General features: G+C 56.5%; 20 protein-coding genes. 16 read left to right on the top strand and 4 right to left on the bottom strand.

Annotated elements, in window-relative coordinates; genetic code table 11:
* Positions 1-77: 77 nt before the first annotated feature.
* Together ACQK2Q_RS04715 and ACQK2Q_RS04720 are read right to left on the bottom strand one after the other, a co-directional pair.
* Positions 78-368 (bottom strand): type II toxin-antitoxin system Phd/YefM family antitoxin, encoded by a 291-nt coding sequence (locus tag ACQK2Q_RS04715; protein WP_425408592.1) that lies wholly within the window; start codon positions 366-368, stop codon positions 78-80.
* Between the two features lie 177 nt (positions 369-545).
* Entirely contained in the window at positions 546-1,994 is a 1,449-nt protein-coding gene (locus ACQK2Q_RS04720) for an NAD-dependent succinate-semialdehyde dehydrogenase (protein WP_425408593.1), read from the bottom strand.
* 129 nt (positions 1,995-2,123) lie between these two features.
* On the opposite strand from ACQK2Q_RS04720, the gene ACQK2Q_RS04725 reads away from it, so the two are divergent.
* Positions 2,124-2,894 (top strand): enoyl-CoA hydratase/isomerase family protein, encoded by a 771-nt coding sequence (locus ACQK2Q_RS04725; protein ID WP_425408594.1) that lies wholly within the window; start codon positions 2,124-2,126, stop codon positions 2,892-2,894.
* Here ACQK2Q_RS04725 and ACQK2Q_RS04730 read toward each other — a convergent pair whose 3' ends face one another.
* On the bottom strand, positions 2,895-3,692 hold the full coding sequence (locus tag ACQK2Q_RS04730) for a prepilin peptidase (RefSeq protein WP_425408595.1): 798 nt from the start codon (positions 3,690-3,692) through the stop codon (positions 2,895-2,897). It lies immediately after the preceding gene.
* A 313-nt stretch (positions 3,693-4,005) separates the two neighbouring features.
* Between ACQK2Q_RS04730 and ACQK2Q_RS04735 the strand changes: the two genes are divergently transcribed.
* From ACQK2Q_RS04735 to ACQK2Q_RS04805, 15 genes are all read left to right on the top strand, one after another.
* A complete protein-coding gene (locus ACQK2Q_RS04735; RefSeq protein ID WP_425408596.1) occupies positions 4,006-6,744 on the top strand; it encodes a hypothetical protein in 2,739 nt (912 codons plus the stop codon).
* A 72-nt stretch (positions 6,745-6,816) separates the two neighbouring features.
* The gene (locus tag ACQK2Q_RS04740) at positions 6,817-9,408 is read left to right on the top strand and encodes a TonB-dependent receptor domain-containing protein (RefSeq protein WP_425408597.1); all 2,592 of its coding nucleotides are present in this window, start codon (positions 6,817-6,819) and stop codon (positions 9,406-9,408) included.
* A gap of 259 nt (positions 9,409-9,667) precedes the next feature.
* Complete coding sequence (locus tag ACQK2Q_RS04745; protein WP_425408598.1) at positions 9,668-10,519, top strand: type II secretion system protein N; 852 nt, start codon at positions 9,668-9,670, stop codon at positions 10,517-10,519.
* The gene (gspD, locus tag ACQK2Q_RS04750; protein WP_425408599.1) at positions 10,519-12,531 is read left to right on the top strand and encodes a type II secretion system secretin GspD; all 2,013 of its coding nucleotides are present in this window, start codon (positions 10,519-10,521) and stop codon (positions 12,529-12,531) included. Before ACQK2Q_RS04745 ends, gspD begins: the two co-directional genes overlap by 1 nt.
* A gap of 19 nt (positions 12,532-12,550) precedes the next feature.
* Positions 12,551-14,056 carry a type II secretion system ATPase GspE gene (gspE, locus tag ACQK2Q_RS04755; protein ID WP_425408600.1) on the top strand — a complete coding sequence of 502 codons (1,506 nt, stop codon included), beginning with the start codon at positions 12,551-12,553 and terminating at the stop codon, positions 14,054-14,056.
* A complete protein-coding gene (gene gspF / locus ACQK2Q_RS04760; RefSeq protein ID WP_425408601.1) occupies positions 14,043-15,257 on the top strand; it encodes a type II secretion system inner membrane protein GspF in 1,215 nt (404 codons plus the stop codon). The genes gspE and gspF overlap by 14 nt, the downstream gene beginning before the upstream one ends.
* Before the next feature lie 14 nt (positions 15,258-15,271).
* The gene (gene gspG, locus ACQK2Q_RS04765; protein ID WP_425408602.1) at positions 15,272-15,745 is read left to right on the top strand and encodes a type II secretion system major pseudopilin GspG; all 474 of its coding nucleotides are present in this window, start codon (positions 15,272-15,274) and stop codon (positions 15,743-15,745) included.
* On the top strand, positions 15,711-16,268 hold the full coding sequence (gene gspH, locus ACQK2Q_RS04770; protein ID WP_425408603.1) for a type II secretion system minor pseudopilin GspH: 558 nt from the start codon (positions 15,711-15,713) through the stop codon (positions 16,266-16,268). Before gspG ends, gspH begins: the two co-directional genes overlap by 35 nt.
* Positions 16,258-16,635 (top strand): type II secretion system minor pseudopilin GspI, encoded by a 378-nt coding sequence (gspI, locus tag ACQK2Q_RS04775; RefSeq protein ID WP_425408604.1) that lies wholly within the window; start codon positions 16,258-16,260, stop codon positions 16,633-16,635. The genes gspH and gspI overlap by 11 nt, the downstream gene beginning before the upstream one ends.
* On the top strand, positions 16,632-17,285 hold the full coding sequence (gspJ, locus tag ACQK2Q_RS04780; RefSeq protein ID WP_425408605.1) for a type II secretion system minor pseudopilin GspJ: 654 nt from the start codon (positions 16,632-16,634) through the stop codon (positions 17,283-17,285). Before gspI ends, gspJ begins: the two co-directional genes overlap by 4 nt.
* On the top strand, positions 17,282-18,271 hold the full coding sequence (gspK, locus tag ACQK2Q_RS04785; protein ID WP_425408606.1) for a type II secretion system minor pseudopilin GspK: 990 nt from the start codon (positions 17,282-17,284) through the stop codon (positions 18,269-18,271). Before gspJ ends, gspK begins: the two co-directional genes overlap by 4 nt.
* Complete coding sequence (gspL, locus tag ACQK2Q_RS04790) at positions 18,268-19,473, top strand: type II secretion system protein GspL (protein WP_425408607.1); 1,206 nt, start codon at positions 18,268-18,270, stop codon at positions 19,471-19,473. Before gspK ends, gspL begins: the two co-directional genes overlap by 4 nt.
* Positions 19,470-19,937, top strand: coding sequence for a type II secretion system protein GspM (gene gspM, locus ACQK2Q_RS04795; RefSeq protein ID WP_425408608.1), 468 nt, complete (start codon positions 19,470-19,472; stop codon positions 19,935-19,937). The genes gspL and gspM overlap by 4 nt, the downstream gene beginning before the upstream one ends.
* A complete protein-coding gene (locus tag ACQK2Q_RS04800) occupies positions 19,934-20,713 on the top strand; it encodes a type II secretion system protein N (RefSeq protein ID WP_425408609.1) in 780 nt (259 codons plus the stop codon). The genes gspM and ACQK2Q_RS04800 overlap by 4 nt, the downstream gene beginning before the upstream one ends.
* Positions 20,710-21,225, top strand: a complete 516-nt coding sequence (locus ACQK2Q_RS04805; RefSeq protein WP_425408610.1) for a hypothetical protein — start codon at positions 20,710-20,712, stop codon at positions 21,223-21,225. Before ACQK2Q_RS04800 ends, ACQK2Q_RS04805 begins: the two co-directional genes overlap by 4 nt.
* Position 21,226: 1 nt before the next feature.
* Here ACQK2Q_RS04805 and ACQK2Q_RS04810 read toward each other — a convergent pair whose 3' ends face one another.
* A complete protein-coding gene (locus tag ACQK2Q_RS04810) occupies positions 21,227-21,892 on the bottom strand; it encodes a ZIP family metal transporter (RefSeq protein WP_425408611.1) in 666 nt (221 codons plus the stop codon).
* Positions 21,893-22,023 lie beyond the last annotated feature (131 nt).

Genomic DNA, 22,023 nt, shown 5'->3' on the forward strand with positions numbered 1-22,023 from the left:
TTGTGCAACTTCCGCCGCAACGCCTTGCAGAATGCCGATTGCACAACGCGCGAAAAAGGGGGTTGTACAACTTTTCGTCACGCGCCATTCGCCGGCAGGGTAGCGTTCGCCTGTTTTGTCAGCCGTTCAAGCTCCCGGTAAAGACCCGGCGGTGCGTTGTGGCCGGCTGCTTCAAGGCGGGCCACAAGCCGGGTCATTTCCTCAAGTTTCGTGCGGTGCTGAAAACGCCGGAAATCGCGAAATTCCCGCGGCGAAATCAGATAGGCGGCGGGGCGGTTATAGCGCGTGATCGCAACCGGTTCTTGTCTTGCGCGAATCAAAAGCGCCGAAAACCGGCGGCGGGCGTCATAAGCGGAAACAAGTTGCATTCGATACTCCTTACAGGTGCGTTTCGCTTTATTGCGAATTTGAATACGCATAAAAAGGAGTGGGAATTGTCCGGCGCCGTTTCAAGAGAAACCATTCGTAGACAGAAAAACGGCCGCGCGATGCGGCGCCGGCTTGCATATCTGTACAGAAAGCAACATGCTGGTATTGCGCCGCCGCTATTTTCCAAGGCCGCCGAAGAGCCCGTATTTGATGTTGAGATAATCTTCGAGGCCGTATTTCGATCCCTCGCGGCCAACGCCGGAATCTTTTACGCCGCCGAAGGGCGCGACGGGCGTCGACAAAATGCCCTCATTTATCCCGACCATGCCGTATTCCAGCGCTTCCATGACGCGCCACGCCCTGCCGAGATCATTGGTGTAAAAATAGGAAGCAAGGCCGTATTCCGTATCGTTCGCCATTTTGATCGCATCTTCTTCCGTTTCAAAACGGAAAAGCGGCGCAACCGGGCCGAATGTTTCATCATCGGCGATGAGCATGTCATCGGTGACATCGCAGAGCAGCGTCGGTTCGAAGAATGTGCCGCCTTTTTCATGACGCTTGCCGCCGACGGCGATGCTGGCGCCTTTTTTTGTGGCGTCTTCGATATGGTCTTCGACTTTCTGCACTGCGCTGTCGTCGATCAGCGGGCCCTGATCCACGCCGTCCTCAAGCCCGTCGCCGACCTTCAGGGCGCGAACTTTCTCCGACAGTTTCTTGGAGAAGTCGTCATATATGCCGGACTGAACAAGTATCCGGTTCGCGCATACGCAGGTCTGGCCGGTATTGCGGAATTTGCACGCGATGGCGCCCTCGACGGCGTCATCCAGATCGGCGTCGTCAAAAATAATCAGCGGCGCATTGCCGCCAAGCTCCATGGAAACGCGCTTCATATTTTCCATGGCCTTGGAGGAAAGGGATTTGCCTGTTTTGGTGGAGCCGGTAAATGTGATTTTGCGGACGGCCGGGTTTTCGCAGAACTCGTCCGCAATGTCTTGCGCCTTTCCGGTGATGATATTGAGAACGCCTTCGGGCAGGCCGATATCTTCTGCGATGACGCCGAAGGCGAGGGCGGAAAACGGCGTCTGGCTCGCGGGCTTGCTGATAAAAGTGCAGCCTGCGGCGAGCGCGGCGGCGGCTTTGCGGGCGATCATCGCGTTCGGAAAATTCCAGGGCGTGATCGAGCCGACAACGCCGACGGGCTGTTTCGTCACGACGATGCGTTTGTCCGCCCAGGGCGAGGGAATGACATCGCCGTAAACGCGCCGGGCTTCTTCGGCGAACCATTTGAAAAACGCGGCGCCATAGGCGATTTCGCCTTTCGCTTCGGAGAGCGGCTTGCCCATTTCACTGGTCAGCAATTCGCCGAGCGTCTCCTGATTATCCATGAGCGCATCATGAATGGCATGACAATATTTCGCCCGCTCTTCCGCGCTTGCGTCGCGCCATGCGGGAAAGGCGTCCGCCGCCGCCTTGATCGCTTTTCGGGTTTCCTCGCGGCCGAATTTCGGGACCGAGCCGATAATTGCGCCGGTCGCGGGATTGTTCACCTCAATCACGTCGCCGGAAGCGGCGACCCACGCGCCGCCGATGTAACACTTTTCGCGGAAAAAACGGCTATCGGTCATGACGCGATTCCTTGTTTCGGGTTCTGTGGACGGCTTAGTGACTGCAAAGATATTTTGCAATTGCACCGTTCAAAAGCGATATTACGCCAACAAATGTATTCATTGAATTGTTCCTGAGAGAAAGTGGTCATGACTGTAAAATATGAAACGCCCCATGACGGGGTCGCCCTCATCACATTGAACCGGCCAGATAAGCTCAATGCCTATGATCGCCAGATGCGGGCCGATATGGCCCACGCGGTCAAGCAGGCTGGCAGTGATGAAGCGATCCGAGCGGTTGTGATTACCGGCGAGGGGCGCGCTTTTTGCGCGGGGGCTGATGTCAGCTTCTCCAGCGAGGAATACAGTATCGAAGATATTCTGAATACGGAATATGCGGCGTTTCTGCATACTATCAGAAGCATGCCGAAACCGGTGATTGCAGCCGTTAACGGACCGGCGGCGGGTATCGGCATGACGACGGCGCTCACATGCGACTTACGGGTGATGAGCGAAGAGGCTTACCTGATGAGCGCTTTCGCCAATATCGGTCTCGTGCCTGACGGCGGATTATCTTACTTGCTGACGCAGCAGATTGGCTATGCGCGCGCTTATCAGCTCGCGATTGAGGCGGAAAAACTTGATGCGGCGCGGGCGCTTGAATGGGGGCTAGTCAATCGCGTGACGCCGGCGAGTGAAACGCTGGAAAATGCGATTGCGTGGGCGGTGACGCTTACCGAACGCGCGCCGGCGGCCCTTGCGATGACGAAGCGTTCATTCCGCGCCGCCTGCGATGCAGGGCTGTCGAACGCCATGGCGTTCGAAGCCATGGCCCAGCGAACGCTAATTGCGAGCGAGGATTGCGCCGAAGGCGTTAAGGCGCTTTTTGAAAAACGAAAGCCGAATTTTAAAGGCAAATAATTAGCGCCAGTAATAGGACGGCCAGTCAAGCCCGTGGGCGATCATCGCCAGCGCACCTGCCGCGGCGAGGGCCGGGCCGAACGGGACCGGCGTGTCATTCGCAATCCGGCGACCGCTGAATCGCAGCATCGCAATAGACGCGAGCGCGAGAAGCGCGCCGCTGAAAACAATGGGTGCGAGCGCCAGCCAGCCGAGCCAGGCGCCGAGCGCAGCCAGCAGTTTTGCGTCTCCGCGGCCCAGCCCCTCAACACCGCGCGCCCGCACGAATAATTCCGCGATCGCGACAAAAACCAGATACCCGGCGCCGGCGCCGATCGCCGCGCCGGGCCAGGCGACGAATAATCCGAAGCCGTTGGCGATCAGCCCCGCCGCAATCAAGGGCAGCGTCAGCGCATCCGGCAGATATCCTGTCTGCGTGTCGATGAATCCAAGCGCGATGAGAAACCAGAAAAACACAGCCGCGCAAATCGCTGTTACGCCGGGCCCGAACAGGACAAGCGCAAAGACCGCCGCCAGCGCGCCCAGCAGTTCAACCACAGGATAGCGCAATGGAATTCGCATTTTACAGGCTGCGCATTTGCCGCCGAGCATGAAAAACCCAGCAAGCGGAACAAGATGAAAGGGTCTGATCTGTTCACGGCAATGCGGACAATATGAACGCGGCGCTATCAGATCGCCGCGTGACTCGCTCTCAACAAGTTTCCACATAACGGGTCCGCGATAAATCACGACATTCAGAAAACTGCCAATGACCAATCCCGCAACAGCGCATGTGATGAAAATGACCCAATCCGCCATATTCTCAAAACTTTCCTCGACCAGCGAAAAACAGTTTGGCGTGTTTTTTTCGCGCGCGGCCTTGTGTTTTTAAACGATTGATTCGGTAGCGCTAAATTGCAGGTCTTTTATGAAGCAGACATTGAATGCGCACAACATGCGCACGCCAAGACGCACCCCGTGCGCACACTGAATATTTTTCTCCCGGTAAATGTCACCAAACTGAAACAAAGGTGTCATTCCTCTGTCAAACGTCTCACTTAAGCGCCACCCCGAACCGGCGCGTGGGGCGCCCGGTTTTAGCGTGTAATCTTTTTTCCGGGGGCTTCCCAGAATGATCCAGCTTTCCAAAATGAAATCTATCATGTTTGCCGGCGCGGCGCTGTCTTTGGCGGCCTGTACGCAGGGTAATGATATCGAATCACCAGGCCCGACCAATCCAGGTACGCCGCCGGGTGGCGGCGGAGGCGGTGGAGGCGGCGGCGGAGGCGGCGGCGCTTCTTGTCCGTCCGGCTTTACCTGTTCGCGTTCGGTCGCAGGCAATCTCGTGGCCGAGCTTTCAGGCAGCGTATTGAGCAACCTGACCCTGAGAAACGAACCAGGCGTCGTATATGGAATCGACGGCCGTGTTGATGTGGGCGTCGATTGCGGGGCCGATGGTTCCGGCGGCACCTCCGCGACGCTGACGATTGAGCCCGGCGTAACCGTTTTCGGCTCCTCCGGTTCAGACTACATTGTCGTTAACCGATGCTCGCGCATGATCGCGGACGGTACGCAAAGCGCGCCAATCGTTTTTACGTCAGAAAATGATCTTGCGGGGACGCAGGCCGATCCTGAGAATGCAAATTCGGAATGGGGCGGACTTGTAATTCTCGGCCGCGCGCCCATCAACCGCTGCATCGTCGGAACGCCGGGTACTGTTCAGTGCCAGAACAATGTTGAGGGCGTGACCAATCCGGAAGCGCAGTATGGCGGCGCGACCGACGACGACGATAGCGGTGTCATCCGTTACGTTCAGGTGCGTTTCGCCGGCTTCCCGCTGAGCTCAGGCAACGAACTTAACGGCATTACATTCGCAGGCGTCGGCAGCGACACCCTCGTCGATTACGTCCAGGTTCACAACAATTCGGACGACGGCATCGAAATGTTCGGCGGTACGGCTAATCTCAGGCATATCGTTCTGACCGGGAACGACGACGAATCGCTCGACACCGACAATGGCTGGAGCGGCAGCGTTCAGTATATGGTGATCAAGCAGCGCGCATCCGGCGGCGATAACGGCATGGAAATGTCCAGCGTCTCCGAAGGCTTTACGCCGGCGACGGATCCGAAAATCGCTAACTTCACGCTGATCGGCACACAGTCGCGCGCCATTCGCCTGAACACCGGCCATGTGGGCGAGTTCTATAACGGCATTGTCGTTCATCCTGATGAATGTTTCCGCTGGGAAGATGCAGGCGACGCCAATGCATCCTACACGCCCGGCGCCGATCCTTCATTCGACTCCGTGCTTTTTGATTGTCCGACGCTTTTCTCTTCTGACTCAGATGCGGCGGAAGGCAACGCATCGCTTGCCGCAGGTACGAACAACGACACCATGTATTCAAACATGCTGTCGGCCATGTTCTTCCCCGGCATGGCGGCGCAAAACGCCACGGCGTTCGATCTGACGACGCTTGGCGGCGGCTTCTTCGAGGATACCGACTATGTCGGCGCGTTCGATCCGGATACGGAAACCCCGACAAATAACTGGGCGACCGGCTGGACGTTCCGTTTGTTTGACGATCCAGTCTGTCCGTCCGGTACGACGATGACAGGTACAAAAAACGGCCTGAATGTCTGTAGCGTATTCGGCAACCAGACGGCCGATCTCACGCTGACCCGCGGCAATATCTACGAACTCGACGGCCGCGTCGATATCGGCGAGGATGCAGGCTCGGATCTTTCAGGCGGCACGCCGGCGGTCCTGACAATTGAAGCTGGCGCGACAATATTCGGTAACTCCGGTTCCGACTATCTCGTCGTCAATCGCGGCTCAAAAATCTTTTCTCTCGGCACCGTCCAAAATCCGGTCATCTTCACGTCCGAAGGCGATCTGGATTCGCCCAACCGGAATGACGAAGACAATAACTCCGAATGGGGCGGTCTCGTGGTTCTCGGCGCCGCGCCGATCAACCGGTGCATCACGGGTACCCCGGGCACGGTTGCGTGCCAGAATAACATCGAGGGCGTAACCAATCCGGAAGCGCAGTATGGCGGTGCTACACCCGACGACGACAGCGGCGCGATCATGTACACGCAGGTCAAATTCGCCGGTTTCCCGTTAAGCTCTGGTAATGAGTTGAACGGCCTCACCATGGGCGGCGTCGGTTCGGACACAATTGTTGAATATGTCCAGGTTCACAACAATTCCGATGACGGCATCGAGATGTTCGGCGGTACGGCGAACCTGAAATACATCGTTCTGACCGGTAACGACGATGAGTCGCTCGATACTGACAATGGCTGGAGCGGTAACCTGCAGTTCATGATTATCAAGCAGCGCGCCAATGGCGGTGATAACGGTATGGAAATGTCGAGCGTGGCCGAGGGCTTCACGCCGGCGACCAACCCGACGATCGCCAACTTCACGCTGTTCGGCACGCAGTCGCGGGCAATTCGTCTGAACACCGGCCATGTGGGTACGTTCTACAATGGCGTTGTGGTTCACCCGGATGAGTGTTTCCGTTGGGAAGACGCCGGCGATGCGGCGCCAGCTTATGGCGGTCAGAATGTTGATCCTTCCTTCGAAGGCGTCGTATTCGATTGCCCAACGCTGTTCTCATCGGACTCTGATGCAGCGGAAGGCAATGCGGCGCTCGCCGCAGGCGCCGCCATCGACACCGCTTTCTCAGATTCGTTGATCAATATGTTCATCAACGGACCGAATGAGGACGCCGCGACGCCCGCTCCAACGGCGCTGTCCAGCATCGACAGCTTCTTTGTCGACACCGACTATGTGGGTGCTGTTGAAGACTCCAACGATCGCTGGTGGGCTGAGTGGACCTGCGGTTTGGATGCGACTGATTGCTAACACAAGCGTAGTGCGGCGGCGCGCGTCAGCGCGCCGCCCTTATTCGATCGCACACAAATTAAGGTAAATGTCATGAAGTCGTATCTTTCTTCCGGGAGCGTGATGCTTGCGTCAGCCATGTTCCTTCCGCCCCTGACGGCGAACGCCCAGGACGCAACCTCCTCAATTTCAATTCAACCGACGATTGGCGATGAAATCGTGGTTCGCGGACGAAACATTCCGGACCCGCAACGCGCGACATCGGCGGTGGCGACCTTTCTTTCTGAAGAAGACCTTGACCGTACGGGCGATGACACCGCCGCCGAAGCGCTGAAGCGTCTCAGCGGTCTCAGCGTCGTCGGCGGAAAATTCGCTTATGTGCGCGGATTGGGGGACAGATATTCTTCGGCGCGGCTAAACGGCTCGCCGCTTCCCAGTCCCGAACCGCTCCGCCGGACCGTTCCGCTTGATCTGTTCCCGTCAAATATTCTCGGCGGCGCAACAGTTCAGAAAACCTATTCGTCGAATTATCCTGGCGAATTTGGCGGCGGCATTATTGATCTGCAAACCATTCGCGACCCGGGCGAGTCATTTCTGAACGTCAAACTTGGGGTCGGGATCAATACATTTACAACAGCCCATGAAGGAATTTTCGTGCGCGGCGGCGACCGCGACTGGCTGGGCTATGACGACGGCACGCGCGATATCCCGGCGCCGCTCGCGACGGTGATCGATAACGGCCAGGTGCTCGCTGATTTGTCGGACGCGGAAGTTGAAACCATTGGGGAAAGCCTCACGAATTCTCCGCTTAATGTCATTCAAAGCGGCAATATCGGCCCGAATTTCGAAGGCACCATCGACGGCGGGTTTTCGCGTGATTTCAGCAACGGGATGACGTTCGGTTTTGTCGGCGTCGCCGGGTACAAGCAGGACTGGAAAACCGAAGAGGCGCTGAAACAGGTTGCTGCGGATGATGCAATCCGCAGCAGTTACAACTCCGTTGAAACCAGCCTTGACGTGACCGTCAACGCGCTCGGTTCCGGCTCTCTTGAGTGGGACAATCACGGCGTGACTGCGACGGCGCTTTATATTCACTCGACGCGCAAGGAAGCCCAGATTGAAGACGGTTTTGACTTCAACGCCCCGGGCGATGGTTTTGTTTTCGATGAGTCGAGTTCGTTTCTGGAGCGTCAACTCGCCATGGCTCAACTGACGGGAGACCATATTTTCGGCGATCTGGAAATCAACTGGCAGGGTGCGCTCGCGCGATCTGAACGCGATTCGCCATATGAACGTTCGCTTCGCCGCTTCAAGGACACCGTTGACGGCGCGCCGCTTTACAGTTTCGCCAACAACAATTCGATTGCGTTTTCGGATCTCGTTGACGACAGCGTCAGCGGCGGCATTGAGCTACTCTATAATGTGCCTATTTCCGGTGCGCGCGAAATTATCCTCTCGGGCGGTTACGAATATTCCGATCAGGATCGCGAATTCAATTATAATGAATTCCAGTTTGCCGGGATTTCGAACGATCCGGATTTCCAGATGGCCCGGCCGGACTTCCTGTTCTCTCCGGACAATATTGATCCGGCGCGATTGGTCCTGATCGATCTGTCGACCCAAGGGTCGGAGTCCTATCAGGGCGACCTTCTCATCCATGCAGGCTACGCGCAGGCGGAACTGGAATTAATTCCGGCCGTGCGTACGACTGTCGGCGTTCGCTATGAAGACGCGGTGCAAACGGTCAATACGTTTGCACGCAACGGCAATACAGGGCCGGGCGCCAACCTGGAAAATGACTACTTCCTGCCTTCTGCGACCGTAACGTGGAATTTCACCGACAATATGCAATTGCGCCTCGGTTATTCGCATACGCTCGCCAGACCGCAATTCCGCGAACTCTCGCCGTCGCAGTTCGTTGATCTTGAAACAGACCGGACCTATCGCGGCAGCGAACAGCTCGTGGATAGCGAGTTCAGGAATTATGATGCGCGTTATGAATATTATCTCGGGCGCAACCAGTTCATCACATTGGCGGGTTTCTACAAGGAGATCGAAAATCCGATTGAAGAAATTCTTTATGATGAATCAACGTTTTCTTATGTGACAACATTCATCAATTCGCCGAAGGCGGATCTCTATGGCGGCGAGTTTGAATACAGAACGCGTTTTGGCATTCCCTGGAGCGATTGGTTTGACCGCCGGGAGTGGCTGTTCTCGGTGAACTACACATACACCAAATCAGAAATTAAAGTCGCGGCGGGCGATCAGATTATTGATCCTTTCTCCGGCGCACCGCTTGACGCTTCGCTTTACGGTCTCGAAGGCGCGCCGCTGCAGGGCACGCCAGAGCACATCGCAAACGCCCAGTTCGGCTGGGAGGACGAGGACGATCAGTTGACCGTGCTTTTCGGCTGGGTGGATGAGCGAATCCTGCAACGCGGCGACAGAACCGGCGGCGTGTCTGATGTCATCGAAAAGCCCGGGATGCAGCTGGATGTCGTCTATCGTCAGGACATCATCGTCGCCGGATCGGAATTCACGATTGGCCTCAGCGCCCGCAATTTATTGGGCGCGGAGCATGAAGAATTCCAGCTGAGCGATGCGACCGCCAGCGGCCGCAGTGAATTCAACACCTACAAACGCGGCCGCAGCCTCTCGGCCAGCCTGACCGCCCGCTTTTAGGGGCGTTCGGTCTTTTATCGGGAAAGCAACCTTTTCGTGTGCAAAGGCGTAATTGGGTACGGATTGGTTGCTAAGCATAGGGAAAAGCTGAAACTTCCAGGAATTTCAGTCTCTTTTCCTTAATATTTCGGAAGAAATTTTAATGCAGCCGTCCTATTCTATAGGCGGCTGCATATCGTTTTGATAAGGCTTTATGGTTACTGAAGACGCCTATATTGCAAAGCGCGCCCGTCAGCGTGAGGGGCGCAGGTGGTAGAGTTTGGCCAGTCTTGACTTTTTAGCTGTTCCCGATCGGGTCAAAGGCGCGCTGGGCGGCGCGCGGGCGCCCCGTATCGCCGAAGGGCTGTTGGCGATTGGGCTCGGGGCTTTGATCGCATTAGGCTTCGTCAAGCTTCTGGCGCCGCTGCCAACGCCTCAAGGCGATCCGCTCGCGGCTGCGACGCCGCTCAACCACGCGCAACAACGTGAACCACTGGTGGTGAAAAGCCCGTTTCCGAAAACTGAAACTGTAGCGGCGCCTGAAACGGCGCCTGAAGTGGAAGAGACCGCCCTTGATCTGACGCTTACCGGCGTCTGGCCGGGCGACGATCGCGCCTCTGCGATTATCCGCAAACCGGATGGCAAGCAGGACACATTCGCAATTGGCGATACAATCGTATCCGGTGTAACGCTGGCGGCGGTTTATACCGATCAGGTCATCATTCAGCAAAACGGCGTACGGGAATCCCTGCGATTTGAATCCAAACCGCGCGTCCCCTCGCGTGTCTCGGCGCAGAATGCGCAACAGCCGGCGCCCTCACAAGGGCCCGCCAATCCGATTTCTAACGCATCGCTACAAAGTTTATTCCAAATTCGGCCCGTGCAGGCTGATGACGGCGGTATTGAGATTGCAATTTTCGCCGGCTCGGATGCAGGAAAGTTCCGCCAGACGGGATTGCACGACGGCGATATTTTGAGATCGATAAACGGCGCGCCGCCGCCGATGGATCCTCAGGCGCTAACGCAGCTGTTCAATCAACTCGAGAGAAGCGGGGAGGCCGTGCTTGTCGTAGAGCGCGAAAACGAAAGCCAGACCATATCAGTGTCATTAAATGAATTGGGAATAAGGTAATGGGGCGAGCAAGGAAATCACTTCTGGCGTTGGGAATGCTGGCCCTGGTCGGGTTCGCGTCCCCAGCGTTTGGGCAGGAAAATTGCGGCGAGCCGTTCAACTATGAAGAAGCTGATATACGCGCTGTTATCGATGAAATTTCCATGCGCACCGGCCGCACTTTTCTGCTGGACCCGAGCGTACAGGGGCGCGTGACGGTCAAATCGCCGGCGAATGGCGGAATTTGCGCCGATGAGGCATGGGAATTGTTTCAGGCGATGTTGCGCGTAAACGGATTTGTGGCGACCCCGGTCGGAGAGAATAAATATCGTATCGTCCCCTTGCAGCAGGCGGCGCGCGCAGGCGGTGAAGTCGGCGAGGGGCGGGGTTCGGATTTTGTCACACAAATTGTACGATTGAATTTTGTTGATGCGCGGGAAGCGGCGGCGAATTTGGCGCAGATCATCGGCCAGAACGGCGTTGTCAGCCCAGTGCGCACCGGCAACTCTGTCATCATCGTTGACACGGCCGATAACGTTGCGCGCATACAGGAAGTCTTGCGTCAGTTGGACCGGGACGCGACCGTTTTCCGAACCATTCCCCTGGAAAATGCGTCGGCTTCGGATATTGCGCGTCTTGTGCGCGATCTTGGCGCCGAGCTTTCCGAAGACGGCAACAGCCGGGCCTCATTCAGCGTCGTTCCAGTCGACGCCAGCAACTCACTACTCGTTCGAGCGGAACCAACATTAATGCGGCGGCTGGAAATGGTCATTGCCGAACTCGACCGCTATGGCGAAGAGACGTCTGATTTGATCGTTGTTACGCTCAAACATGCAAATGCAGAAGAGCTTGCGCCATTGCTGGCGGAAGTGGCGAACAACGCCGCGGCGGGCGGCCCTGACGAAGCGCCATCGTCCCGCAACCGCGCCACGGTGTCGTTTCACAAGCCCACGAACGCTATTATCATCAATGGCGACGCCAGCATTCAGCGCACGCTGCAAAATGTCATCGCACAGCTCGATATACGCCGTCCGCAGGTGTTGGTGGAAGCGATTATCGTTGAAATTTCAGATACAACGGCGCGCCAGCTTGGCGTTCAGTATTTTCTGACGGGCGATAATATTCCGTTTTCCGCAACAAATTTTTCCGGCTCTCCAAATATTTTTCCGGCGGCCGGCGCGGCTCTGTTAAGCGGCGACCGTTTTTCCAACGTCTTTGAAACAACGTCGACCGTAGTAACCGATGACGGCGTGACAACGAATTCAACGTCAGAAGGCCTGCAGTCTCAACTGGCGACACAGGCGCTGCAATCGTTGCTGGGCGTGCAGGGGCTGACCCTGGGCGGCGGGTTTGAGTTTGGCAACGGCAATATTTTTGGCGGCATATTGACCGCCCTGAAAAATGACTCCGATTCAAATGTCTTATCGACGCCATCAGTCATGACGCTGAATAACCAGACCGCGCGTCTGCAAGTGGGGCAGGAAATTCCAATCACGACGGGCGAAGCCATTGGCGACGATTTCCAGAACGCCTTCCGGACGGTGGATCGCGAGCAGGTTGGCGTCATCCTTGAGGTCACGCCCCAGATCAATGACGGCGACACGGTAACCATGGAAATCATTCAGGAGATTTCAAGCGTGGCAGGTCCAATCAGCACGTCATCCACGGATTTGATTACAAACAAGCGTGAAATCTCAACAACAGCGCTTGTGGACAATGGCGATATTCTCGTCATTGGCGGTCTGATTGACGACCAGCGCGAAGAGCGTGAGGAAAAAGTGCCGCTGCTCGGCGATATTCCCGGCATCGGCAATCTGTTCAAGCAATCCTCGCGCGAGCGCCGCCGCCAGAATCTTATGGTTTTCATTCGTCCGACAATTATTCGCGACCAGCAGGCGGCAAATTCCGCGACGCAGCGCAAGTTTGATTACATGCGCGCGCGCGAACTGTTACGTGATGGCGGCCCGACGTCGGAGATGGAACGGCTTATAAATGAGGTTACGGGCGCCGCCCCGGTGTCTCCGGTGCAATAAAAAGTTAGCGTCACTTAAGATGAGCGAAAACGCAGACATCAAAACGCCGCGGCTTGCTTACGCATTCGCCAAAGAACGCGGCCTGCTTGTGCTGGACGGCGATGCGCGGCCTGTTGTTCTGGGGGCGAGGGGCGAGCCTGATCCCTGGGCGGTGATCGAAGCGCGGCGCGCGGTCGGCGAAGCTGTCATCGTTGACTTGCTGCCGTCTGATGCGTTTGAGCGCAGGCTTTCGGAAGTCTATTCTGTTGAAGGCATTTCAACGTCTGAGTTATATCTCGACAATGACGAAAGCGATCTGGAATCGCTGGCCGAGGGTCTGCCGAAAACAGCCGATCTTCTCGATAGCGAAAATGATGCGCCGGTCATTCGTTTGATCAACGCGTTGATTGCGGAAGCGGTCAAAGTGAAGGCGTCGGATATTCATATCGAGCCCTATGAAACGGCGCTGTCTGTCCGTTTGCGAATTGACGGCGTGTTGCGTGAAGTCCTGTCCTTACCGCCGCGAATGACCCCTGTGTTGACGTCAAGGGTTAAAGTAATGGCGCGGCTTGATATTGCTGAACGGCGAGTGCCGCAAGACGGGCGCATATCCATCGCCCTTGGCGGCAAAGCGGTTGATGTTCGGGTGTCGACTTTGCCGGCGCGGTTTGGCGAGCGCGTGGTTATGCGCATCCTTGATAAGGATGAGGCCCGGCTTGATCTTGATGGCCTCGGCATGCCGGCTGATGTCCTGTCGCGTTTCAAGCATGTGCTGGCTCGGCCAAATGGCGTAATTCTCGTCACCGGCCCAACCGGGTCCGGCAAGACCACGACGCTTTACGGGGCGCTGACGCTGTTAAACGATCCGAGCCGAAATATTCTGACAGTTGAAGATCCGGTTGAATACGCCCTTGACGGGGTCGGCCAGACGCAGATCAATCCAAAAGTGGGCATGACCTTCGCAACCGGGCTGCGCGCCATACTTCGACAGGATCCTGATATCGTCATGGTCGGCGAAATCCGCGATGTGGAAACGGCCGAAATTGCCGTGCAGGCCTCATTGACGGGACATCTTGTGCTTTCCACTGTGCATACAAACTCAGCCACCGGCGCGATTACGCGATTGCGCGACATGGGCGTGGAGCCGTTTTTGTTGTCATCGACGGTGGCGGGCGTGATGGCGCAGCGTCTTGTGCGCAGATTGTGCCCGTCCTGCAAAGAGCCCTATGAGGCGGATGCGGCGACGCGCCGGCTTATGAACGCCGACAATGAGGATTCAATTACACTCTATCGCGCCGTAGGATGCGGTCGATGCAATCATACCGGCTATGAAGGCCGTATCGGCGTTTACGAATTGATCGTCGTTGATGACAAGATGAAACGACTTATTCACGACGACGCCAGCGAGCATGCGTTGGGCGATTATGCTTTTCAAAAGTCGGAAAGCCTCGCGCAAGCGGGTTTTCGGCACGTGCGGTCCGGCGTGACGTCTTTGGAAGATGTCTTGCGCGTCGTGCATCAGGAGGAAGACGATGCCGGCGTTTGAATATGAAGCGCTGGATACAAGCGGGAAGACCAGACGCGGCGTTTTGTCCGCTGACAGCCAGCGTCATGCGCGCCGGGAGTTGCGCGGGCTGAATATGACGCCCATAAAACTTTCAACGCCCCGTTCCAGCGCGCGGTTTCAAACGATCGGGTCCCGGGATCCGCGCATCAAAGCTTCCCAGCTTGTGGTCGTCACGCGGCAGCTTTCAGCTCTTATCGGCGCCGGAACCCCCCTGGAAGAAGCATTGAACGCGGTCGCTGTGCAGTCGGAAAAAGGCCATGCGCGCACGCGTTTGCTTGCCGTGCGTGAGCGCGTGATGGAAGGTTGGCGTTTCGCCGACGCGCTTGGCGAAGATAAGAAATCTTTCCCCGCGCTGTACCGCGCCGTCATAGCCGCAGGCGAAGCTTCCGGCGACCTTGCCGGCGTTCTCGACCGGCTCGCAGGCATGCTTGAAAAAAATCGGGCGATTAAAAACAAGGCGATCGCATCGCTGATTTATCCGGCGGCGTTGGCGGTGATCGCCGGCTGCGTCGTCACCGCATTGATGATATTCGTTGTCCCGAAAATCATCGAGCAGTTTAATGCGTTTGGCGAAGAATTGCCTTTGCTGACGAAAATAGTTGTCGGCATTTCAGACTGGACGGTGCAATACGGCGTTTATGCGCTGTTATTTCTTATCCTTGCTGGTGTGGCGGGGTGGCGCGCGCTGAAGGAGCCATCCATCAAACTGGCTTTTGACCGATTTTTGTTGCGCATTCCGGTGTTCGGGCGGTTGATGCGGGCGGTAGACGGCGCGCGCTTCGCCCGCACGCTGGCAACGCTTTTCTCCGGCGGCGCGCCGTTGCTCGACAGCATAGTCGGCGCGCAGCGGACCATGTCCAATAGTTATATACGCGACCGGCTGAACAAAACGGTCACGATGGTTGGTGAGGGCGCATCGCTTGCGGCTTCGCTGAAACGCGCGAATGCCTTGCCGCCCATGCTGGTGCATATGGTGGCCGCGGGCGAGCGGGCCGGCGCGCTTTCCGAATTGCTGGACAAAGCGGCGGTGCAGTTGGAAGAAGAGTTTGACACAGCCACCACAGTGGCGTTGAGATTGCTCGAACCCGCAATCATTGTCGCGATGGGCGGCGCCGTGCTCGTCATCGTCCTGTCAATTTTGTTACCCATCCTGCGTCTCAACACGCTTGCCGCCGTATAGGGACGGAGAAATTCATGATAGAGGAAAAAGCCGTGCATTTAGCAAGATGTAAACGCCGCAAGCAACGCGGCATTACCCTCGTCGAGCTACTGGTCGTGTTGGCGATTCTGGCGCTGATTTCAGCTATAGTCGTCATCAATGTTTTGCCGGCGCGCGATCAGGCGGCTGTCGACAAGGCGCGGATCGACATCGGCGTTCTGGAAACCGCCCTCGATCAGTATCGTCTGGACATGCTGAATTATCCCACAACGCAACAGGGACTGGACGCGCTGGCGGCCGCGCCCGCTGACGCGCGCAACGCAACGCGTTATCGGCCCGGCGGCTATTTGCGCGGCGGCGCGCCGCTCGATCCGTGGGGCAATCCTTATCAGTACCGAATTCCCGGCGAACGGGGCGGCGCATATGACTTATTTTCCCTGGGCGCCGACGGTCAACCGGGCGGAGAGGGCCTTAATGCTGATATTGGCAACTGGGCGCAAGAACAGTAGCGATTTTCAACAGCGCCGGCGCCAGCAAGGCGTCACGCTCGTTGAGTTGCTTGTCGTGCTCGCTATCATCGCCATGATCGCGAGCGTTGTGGTTCTGAATGCGCCGCCGGCGAGAAGCGACATTGATCGTGCGAGCGAAGTGCTCGCGGCGCGAACCGCCTTCGCCGCCGACGAAGCGATTACGGCCGGAATAACAGTTGGGCTTTCAGTAACGGAATCCGGTTTCCGGTTCTTGCAATATGATGATGGCGAATGGAGCGAGACGAGCAAACCGCAATTGCGTCCGTACACATTCTCGGCAAATTACGCCGTATCATTCGATGCACAGGAAACGGCGGCGCAGAATGAGCGTAGCGAATCTCCAAGAGACGAAGAACGCCGCCCCGAGCCTGAAATTCGTTTTACGCCAACAGGAGAAACAACACCTTTTACCATGACATTCCGGTCCCGCCGCGGAACGGCTGCTGTGTCGCTGAATGATGCTGGAGAAGTCAAATTGTCGGCAGGCGGCGATGAGCAGTAGCGGTTCAGATCGTCAGCACGGGATCACTCTCGTTGAAACGCTGGTGGCGCTGGCGGTGATGGGATTTGTTATTAGCGGTTTGCTCGCCCTGGTTGGTCAGAATACGCGGTTTGCCGCTGCTATGACCGACCGCACATTTGCTTCGATCGCAGCCGATAATCTTATGGTGGAGGCTTTGGCGCTGGAAAACGCAACGGATACCGGCGAGTTGGAAGGAGAGATTACGGTCGGCGAGAGCGTCTGGATGTGGAAACGCACTGTGTCCGAGACGCCGGTGGAAAATATCGTCCGCATCGATGTCGAAATTTTACCGGTTGGCGGCGCACAGGTCTTGGCGAGCGCGACGACGCTGCGGAGAGTAGAATGAGTGTCTCGCGTCAATACGGCTTTACGCTGCCGGAAGTGATGATCGCGCTGTTGGTGTTTGCAGCAATTGCATCAGCCAGCGTTTACGCATTGCGACTTGGCGTAGATTCCCGTGATCAACTCGCCGCCGCTGATGAGCGTCTCAAATCATTTCAGATCGCCCGGACCTTAATAAAGGAAGATCTTGCGCAGGTCGCAGCGCGAAATGTCCGCGATGAGTTTGGACAACCGTTTCCCGCCGCATTTCGCGGCAATATTGTTGAGTTCGGCGGTAACATCCAGGAAGACGAAACATTGTTGCTGGCTTTCGTACGTCACGGCTGGCGCAACCCTAACGCAGCAACGCCGCGCTCATCTCTGCAATATGTTGAGTATCTGTTTAAAGGCGGCGCACTGGTGCGCCGGTCCCGGATTTACCTCGATGAGGCCGCACGCTCCGATACGTCTGAACGCGTCCTTTTTGAAGGTCTCGAAGATGCGCGCGCTTCTTTTCTGATCGGTGAGACGCGAGGCGAGCTGGAATGGGCGGATATCTGGCCTGTATCGAACGCCGTGCAGCCGCCTGCCGCAGTATCGCTCATGTTGATCTGGCCGGATCGCGCGCCGCTGGAACAACGCTTCTGGATTGGCGGGATCGGGAACGCGTCATGAACCCCTTAATTAACCCAGGACGCTCTCAACGCGGCGCGGCCTTGTTGATTGTTCTGCTTCTCGCTGCGACTTTATCGTTTGTGGCGCTCGCCAGTATGGAAAAAACGACGCTCGCGGCAGCGCGCACGATGAATGTACAGTCGCGTGGCGAGGCCATCTGGCGTGGATTTGCAACGGAAGCCCTTGCAGTAGCTGCAATTGAACGCGCTTATTCTGAAAATAACGGGCAAATTTCACTTGATGATCCGTGGGCGTCTGAACCACTGGTCGTGCCGTTTGAAGAGGGCGCGGCGCGCATTGCTTTCGTAGACGCTAGCTTGTGTTTTAACATCAATAGTCTGCGCCAGGTCACGGATAATCCGCTTGAGGCGCCTGCTATTCAGGAATTTATTCGTCTGGCGGGACATTTGGAATTCAGTGAGTTCGAAGCTGCCGCGCTTGCCGAAACAATCGCTGATTGGGTCGATGACGACGCCAGCCGCCGGCCGCAAGGAGCCGAAGACGAATACTATACAGTTTTGCCGTCTCCGTATCGCACGGCGAACCAGCCTGCGGCGTCCGTTTCAGAAATCAGGGCTGTCAAAGGCGTAACCCGCTTCGCCTATCACACGCTGAAGCCATATCTTTGCGCCAGTCCTGACGATGAGCCCAATGAACTTAACGTCAACATGCTGTCAGAACGTCATGCGCCAGTGTTGGCCGCAGCGCTCGGACCAGAAGCGACGTTGCAATCCGCCATCGATATCATTGCTGCGCGCCCTGTCGGGGGCTACGAGAACACCGCTGCGTTTCTTGCCAATCCATTAATCGAGGCGCTGGGCCCGCCGGCGGACGCAGGCGAAAGGTTCACCCTGGTTTCAAAACGCCTCAAGGCGCGTGCAGAGATTATTTATGATACTGCGGTAGTTGAAGTGACAACGGACCTCGCAGTTGACGATACGGGCGCCGCGCGCGTTCTGTCGCGGCGTATCGGAGCGGAAGAGTGAACGAAACGTTAATTCTGATACTCGGACAAACGCCTGCGGCGCCTGTAATCTGGGCTTTCCACAGCGAGGGCCGGGTGCGTCTTGCGAATTTGGCTGAAAATGTCGCTGACCTTGCTTCTATCGCCAGCCGGGCGAATGCGGCGCGGCAAGTTGTTGCGATCCTCCCGGGGGAGTGCGTAACGATGCGCGTAATTCCCGCGCCGCCGAAAACGCAGCGACAGTTTCGCGCCGCCTCTCACTACCTTATGGAAGATGAACTGGCTGAATCTATCTCCAACGTCCATATGGTCGCGGTGCGTCATGAGAGCGGCGCAGGCATGGCTTTTGCGATCAAGCATTCCGTGCTGGAAACTTGGCGGGAGGCCTTGGCGGAATCCGGCGTGTTTCCCGATGTGATGACTGTCGATTTTGCACTTCTTCCTTCAACGTTGGAACGGGCAGTTCTTGTCGACTTTCCAGACCGTCTTTTAGGAAGCGCGGGGCTACAGGGCTTCGCTGTTGAAAAGCCAGTGGCGGACATGATAGCGGCGTCGATCCTCAGCGATGAATCGATTAAAGAAATTGTGCTCTACGGTGAAAGGGCGTTCGATGGCGGCGATTGGGAAAGCTTCACGCTCGACTGGCGCGATCCGCTAACCGACGAGGCGATAATCGCCCTATACGCCGGCGCGCTTGATGCGCGACCGGCGCCGAATTTTTTGCAAGGCGAGTACCGCAAAAAACGGGACTGGAGCGCTGCCGCAGGACCGTGGCGGCGGACGGCCGCGCTCGCCGCAGCGTGCGTGGCGGGGCTGGTGTTTGTTTCTGTCGCCGACAGCGTTCGAACTTTGCGGTTCGCAGAGAGTCTGGAAAATGAAACGCTGTTGCTGCATCAGGCGGCGTTTCCTGACGCGGCCTCAGCAGACCCGCGCACACATGCGCGAACTGTGCTGGCGTCAAGCGGCGGCGGCGCTGCGCTGTTTTTGCCGATATCCACTTACATCGCAGAAACGTTGGAGGAAGTGGGAGACGTACAGATTGACCGCGTGCGGTACAACGCGGAACGTAACGAGTATTCTGTCAATCTGCGTGTCGCCAATGTCGAACAACTGGACGCATTCAAACGCATTCTTGCTACACGCGGCGTGACGGCGACGGAAAGCGGAAGCGTTCGGCGTTCCGGCGGATATTATCTGGGCGAGTTAAGGATGAGCCTGACATGACCGGCTGGTGGAATGACCTTTCCTCGCGCGAGCGCTTGCTGGTTGCATGCGCCGCATTGCTGGCGGGCGCGCTCTTGTTGTCGCTGGTGATTGTGCGGCCTTTGTTTGGCTGGAATTCATCCGCAGACAGTAAGGTTCGTCAGGCGCGCGACGCTTATGAAATGACGGCTGCTGCAGCGGCGGTGTCTGGCCGTGCGTCAACGCCGGCCGCGGCTTCAAACACGCCATTGCGTCAGGCGATTCTTTCTACAGCCAGCAATGCGGGTATTGAACTTGTCCGGATTGGTTCCGCCAGCGATTCCCGGATAGAAATTCAGGCGGCGCCGGCAGATTCCGAAATATTATTTGCATGGTTGAGTGAACTTGAAAGCACTTACGGCATACATGTTACATTCGCTGATATGACAAAGGGCGATATGGGTCGCGTGAACTCGCAAATTCTTGTTTTCGAAGGCGGGTCATGAGCGACAATGGTGTCCATAAAAAAAACCAATGCTGGCTCGGTGCGCTTGGACTGTTGTCTTTCTTCATAACAGCATGCGTTGTCGCGCCAGCTTCGATGCTTGCGAAGTTGGTTGACGTCGAAAACCGGAATGTTGCTTTCGCCGCTATTGAAGGGACGCTATGGCGCGGTTCTATCGCGAATTTAAGCATCAATAACATATCGCTCGGAAATGTTGATTTTCAGCTTGCGCCGTTATCCTTGCTGACCTTATCACCGCGCATCACTCTGAACGCCGAAGGCGGCGACGTATTTGGCAGCGGGGTCATATCCTATGCGCCAAGTGCGAAATATTTCGCTTCAAATGTAAATGCTCAAATCAATCTGGGGGCTACAGCGACGAGCGGTGTTTTGGGGCAGCCGGTCGAGGGGTCGGCCGAACTTTTCGTTGAACAGTATGTTTTCACGGAAAGCAAGGGATGTATCAAGGCCGCTGGCGCTGTCTGGACCGATGTGCTGAATGCGCCGTCAAAGCGATATGATTTGCCTGAGCTTCCGTTAAGCGGCGAATTGCATTGCGAAGAGGGCGCGACGATTATTAAACTCAGCGGTGAAAATGTCCGCGCCGGGACCGATGTCTTGGTTCGTATTTTTCCCAACCTGACATATGAAGTGACGGCGAAGGCGACACCGTCTGAAGCGGAAGTCGCATCGGCGTTACGGTATTTTGGTTTTGAAGATCAAAATGGGGCGCTCATATATGGCGCCGCCGGCGTATTTAAAGGACCTGGATCATGAGAGTGTCTGGAATTTCCGTTTTTGCCTTTTTTCTCGCCGTCAGTGGGTGCGCTTCTCTTGGTCAGTCCAACGATGAGAATTCAAACGCTCAAACAGCAAATTCTGAGCAGACGCTTGGCAATGCAAGGCCGGCGCCCGGCGACCGGCTCAACATCATGCCGCTTCCCGAAGCGGTTCTGCCGGAAAAAAAATGCGGCATGGTTTTGTGGACGCTGGAGGGCAGACGCCCGGCAGCGATTTTTCGTTTTGTTTCAGATGAACGCGCTGAAATGAACTTGTCGGGCGAAATGATCAATTTCAACCGCGTAAATTTTTCCGGTTCAAACGATTTCGGCGTTTTTGAGCAGCAGGTGTTTCGTTCTGAAAACGGGATTGAAGCCGAAGTGAACGCACAGTTTGGTTTGAGTTTTGACGGCGGGGCGTATCTTGAACGCGGCGTTATCAAGCTCCGTGATAATGACGGATGGAGTCTGATAACGCCAGCGGCCGGTATAGCGGGCTGTCGAGATTGATTTAATGCCCGCCAGCCAGACTTTTTAAAATAATCGCTGCGGTGCCGACAATGACGCCTATAGAGGCAATGTCATATCCTCGCTGGTTCGGCGTTTTCGCCGCGTGTGGTCCAAGATGAACGATTAAAACATAGATTAATGCGCCCGCTGCGGCGCCGAGCATCGCGGCTATTGGCAAACCATTTGACGCGTCGATTATCAAATTGGCGAATATTGCTCCGGCGAGTGTCGTAACGGATGCTGCAATTACAGCCAGTATAATCGATCTGGTTTTGCCAAGACCGGCCTGAACCAGAAGCGAATATGCAATAACGCCCTCGGGAAATTCATGGAACAGCAGTCCGCTTGTGGCAAGCCAGCCTGTAAACGCTTCTTCCTGAAACGAGGCGGCGTATATTGCGCCATCGAGAAAAGAGTGCACGGCAAGCGCTAATATGGACACATACCCGAACGTAAGAGCGGCGCCGTCTGCGCGGGGATTAACCAGCGCCTGAACGCCAATGCCGACCAGCACCATGAACATAAATCCAGCCGCCACCCAGCTTAACGCCATAGCGGAGAGGCTCAACGCTTCCGGAATCAGGTGAAACAGGACGCCGACACTCAAAAGTCCAACGGCGAAAGCGGAACAATATGCGCTATTGCGTTGCGCCCAACGCGTGAACATCGACATCGCCAGGATGCCAAAAAGACTGATACTCGCCGCTAGAATACTGGCGAAAAGTCCGTAAAATTTTAACTCAGCCCCAGGCAAACCCCGCAGGCCCCTTCCATGGCCGCTTGCATTCTCGCCTTATA

Origin of the sequence: Hyphococcus sp., from assembly GCF_965228385.1 — a bacterium.
Lineage (GTDB): Bacteria > Pseudomonadota > Alphaproteobacteria > Caulobacterales > Parvularculaceae > Hyphococcus.

Excerpts from the sequence above, each read along its gene's own strand:
- ACQK2Q_RS04715 (WP_425408592.1), bottom strand. The coding sequence starts at position 368 with ATGCAACTTGTTTCCGCTTATGACGCCCGCCGCCGGTTTTCGGCGCTT.
- ACQK2Q_RS04720 (WP_425408593.1), bottom strand. The coding sequence starts at position 1,994 with ATGACCGATAGCCGTTTTTTCCGCGAAAAGTGTTACATCGGCGGCGCG.
- ACQK2Q_RS04725 (WP_425408594.1), top strand. The coding sequence starts at position 2,124 with ATGACTGTAAAATATGAAACGCCCCATGACGGGGTCGCCCTCATCACA.
- ACQK2Q_RS04730 (WP_425408595.1), bottom strand. The coding sequence starts at position 3,692 with ATGGCGGATTGGGTCATTTTCATCACATGCGCTGTTGCGGGATTGGTC.
- ACQK2Q_RS04735 (WP_425408596.1), top strand. The coding sequence starts at position 4,006 with ATGATCCAGCTTTCCAAAATGAAATCTATCATGTTTGCCGGCGCGGCG.
- ACQK2Q_RS04740 (WP_425408597.1), top strand. The coding sequence starts at position 6,817 with ATGAAGTCGTATCTTTCTTCCGGGAGCGTGATGCTTGCGTCAGCCATG.
- gspD (WP_425408599.1), top strand. The coding sequence starts at position 10,519 with ATGGGGCGAGCAAGGAAATCACTTCTGGCGTTGGGAATGCTGGCCCTG.
- gspE (WP_425408600.1), top strand. The coding sequence starts at position 12,551 with ATGAGCGAAAACGCAGACATCAAAACGCCGCGGCTTGCTTACGCATTC.
- gspF (WP_425408601.1), top strand. The coding sequence starts at position 14,043 with ATGCCGGCGTTTGAATATGAAGCGCTGGATACAAGCGGGAAGACCAGA.
- gspG (WP_425408602.1), top strand. The coding sequence starts at position 15,272 with ATGATAGAGGAAAAAGCCGTGCATTTAGCAAGATGTAAACGCCGCAAG.
- gspH (WP_425408603.1), top strand. The coding sequence starts at position 15,711 with ATGCTGATATTGGCAACTGGGCGCAAGAACAGTAGCGATTTTCAACAG.
- gspI (WP_425408604.1), top strand. The coding sequence starts at position 16,258 with ATGAGCAGTAGCGGTTCAGATCGTCAGCACGGGATCACTCTCGTTGAA.
- gspJ (WP_425408605.1), top strand. The coding sequence starts at position 16,632 with ATGAGTGTCTCGCGTCAATACGGCTTTACGCTGCCGGAAGTGATGATC.
- gspK (WP_425408606.1), top strand. The coding sequence starts at position 17,282 with ATGAACCCCTTAATTAACCCAGGACGCTCTCAACGCGGCGCGGCCTTG.
- gspM (WP_425408608.1), top strand. The coding sequence starts at position 19,470 with ATGACCGGCTGGTGGAATGACCTTTCCTCGCGCGAGCGCTTGCTGGTT.
- ACQK2Q_RS04800 (WP_425408609.1), top strand. The coding sequence starts at position 19,934 with ATGAGCGACAATGGTGTCCATAAAAAAAACCAATGCTGGCTCGGTGCG.
- ACQK2Q_RS04805 (WP_425408610.1), top strand. The coding sequence starts at position 20,710 with ATGAGAGTGTCTGGAATTTCCGTTTTTGCCTTTTTTCTCGCCGTCAGT.
- ACQK2Q_RS04810 (WP_425408611.1), bottom strand. The coding sequence starts at position 21,892 with ATGTTCACGCGTTGGGCGCAACGCAATAGCGCATATTGTTCCGCTTTC.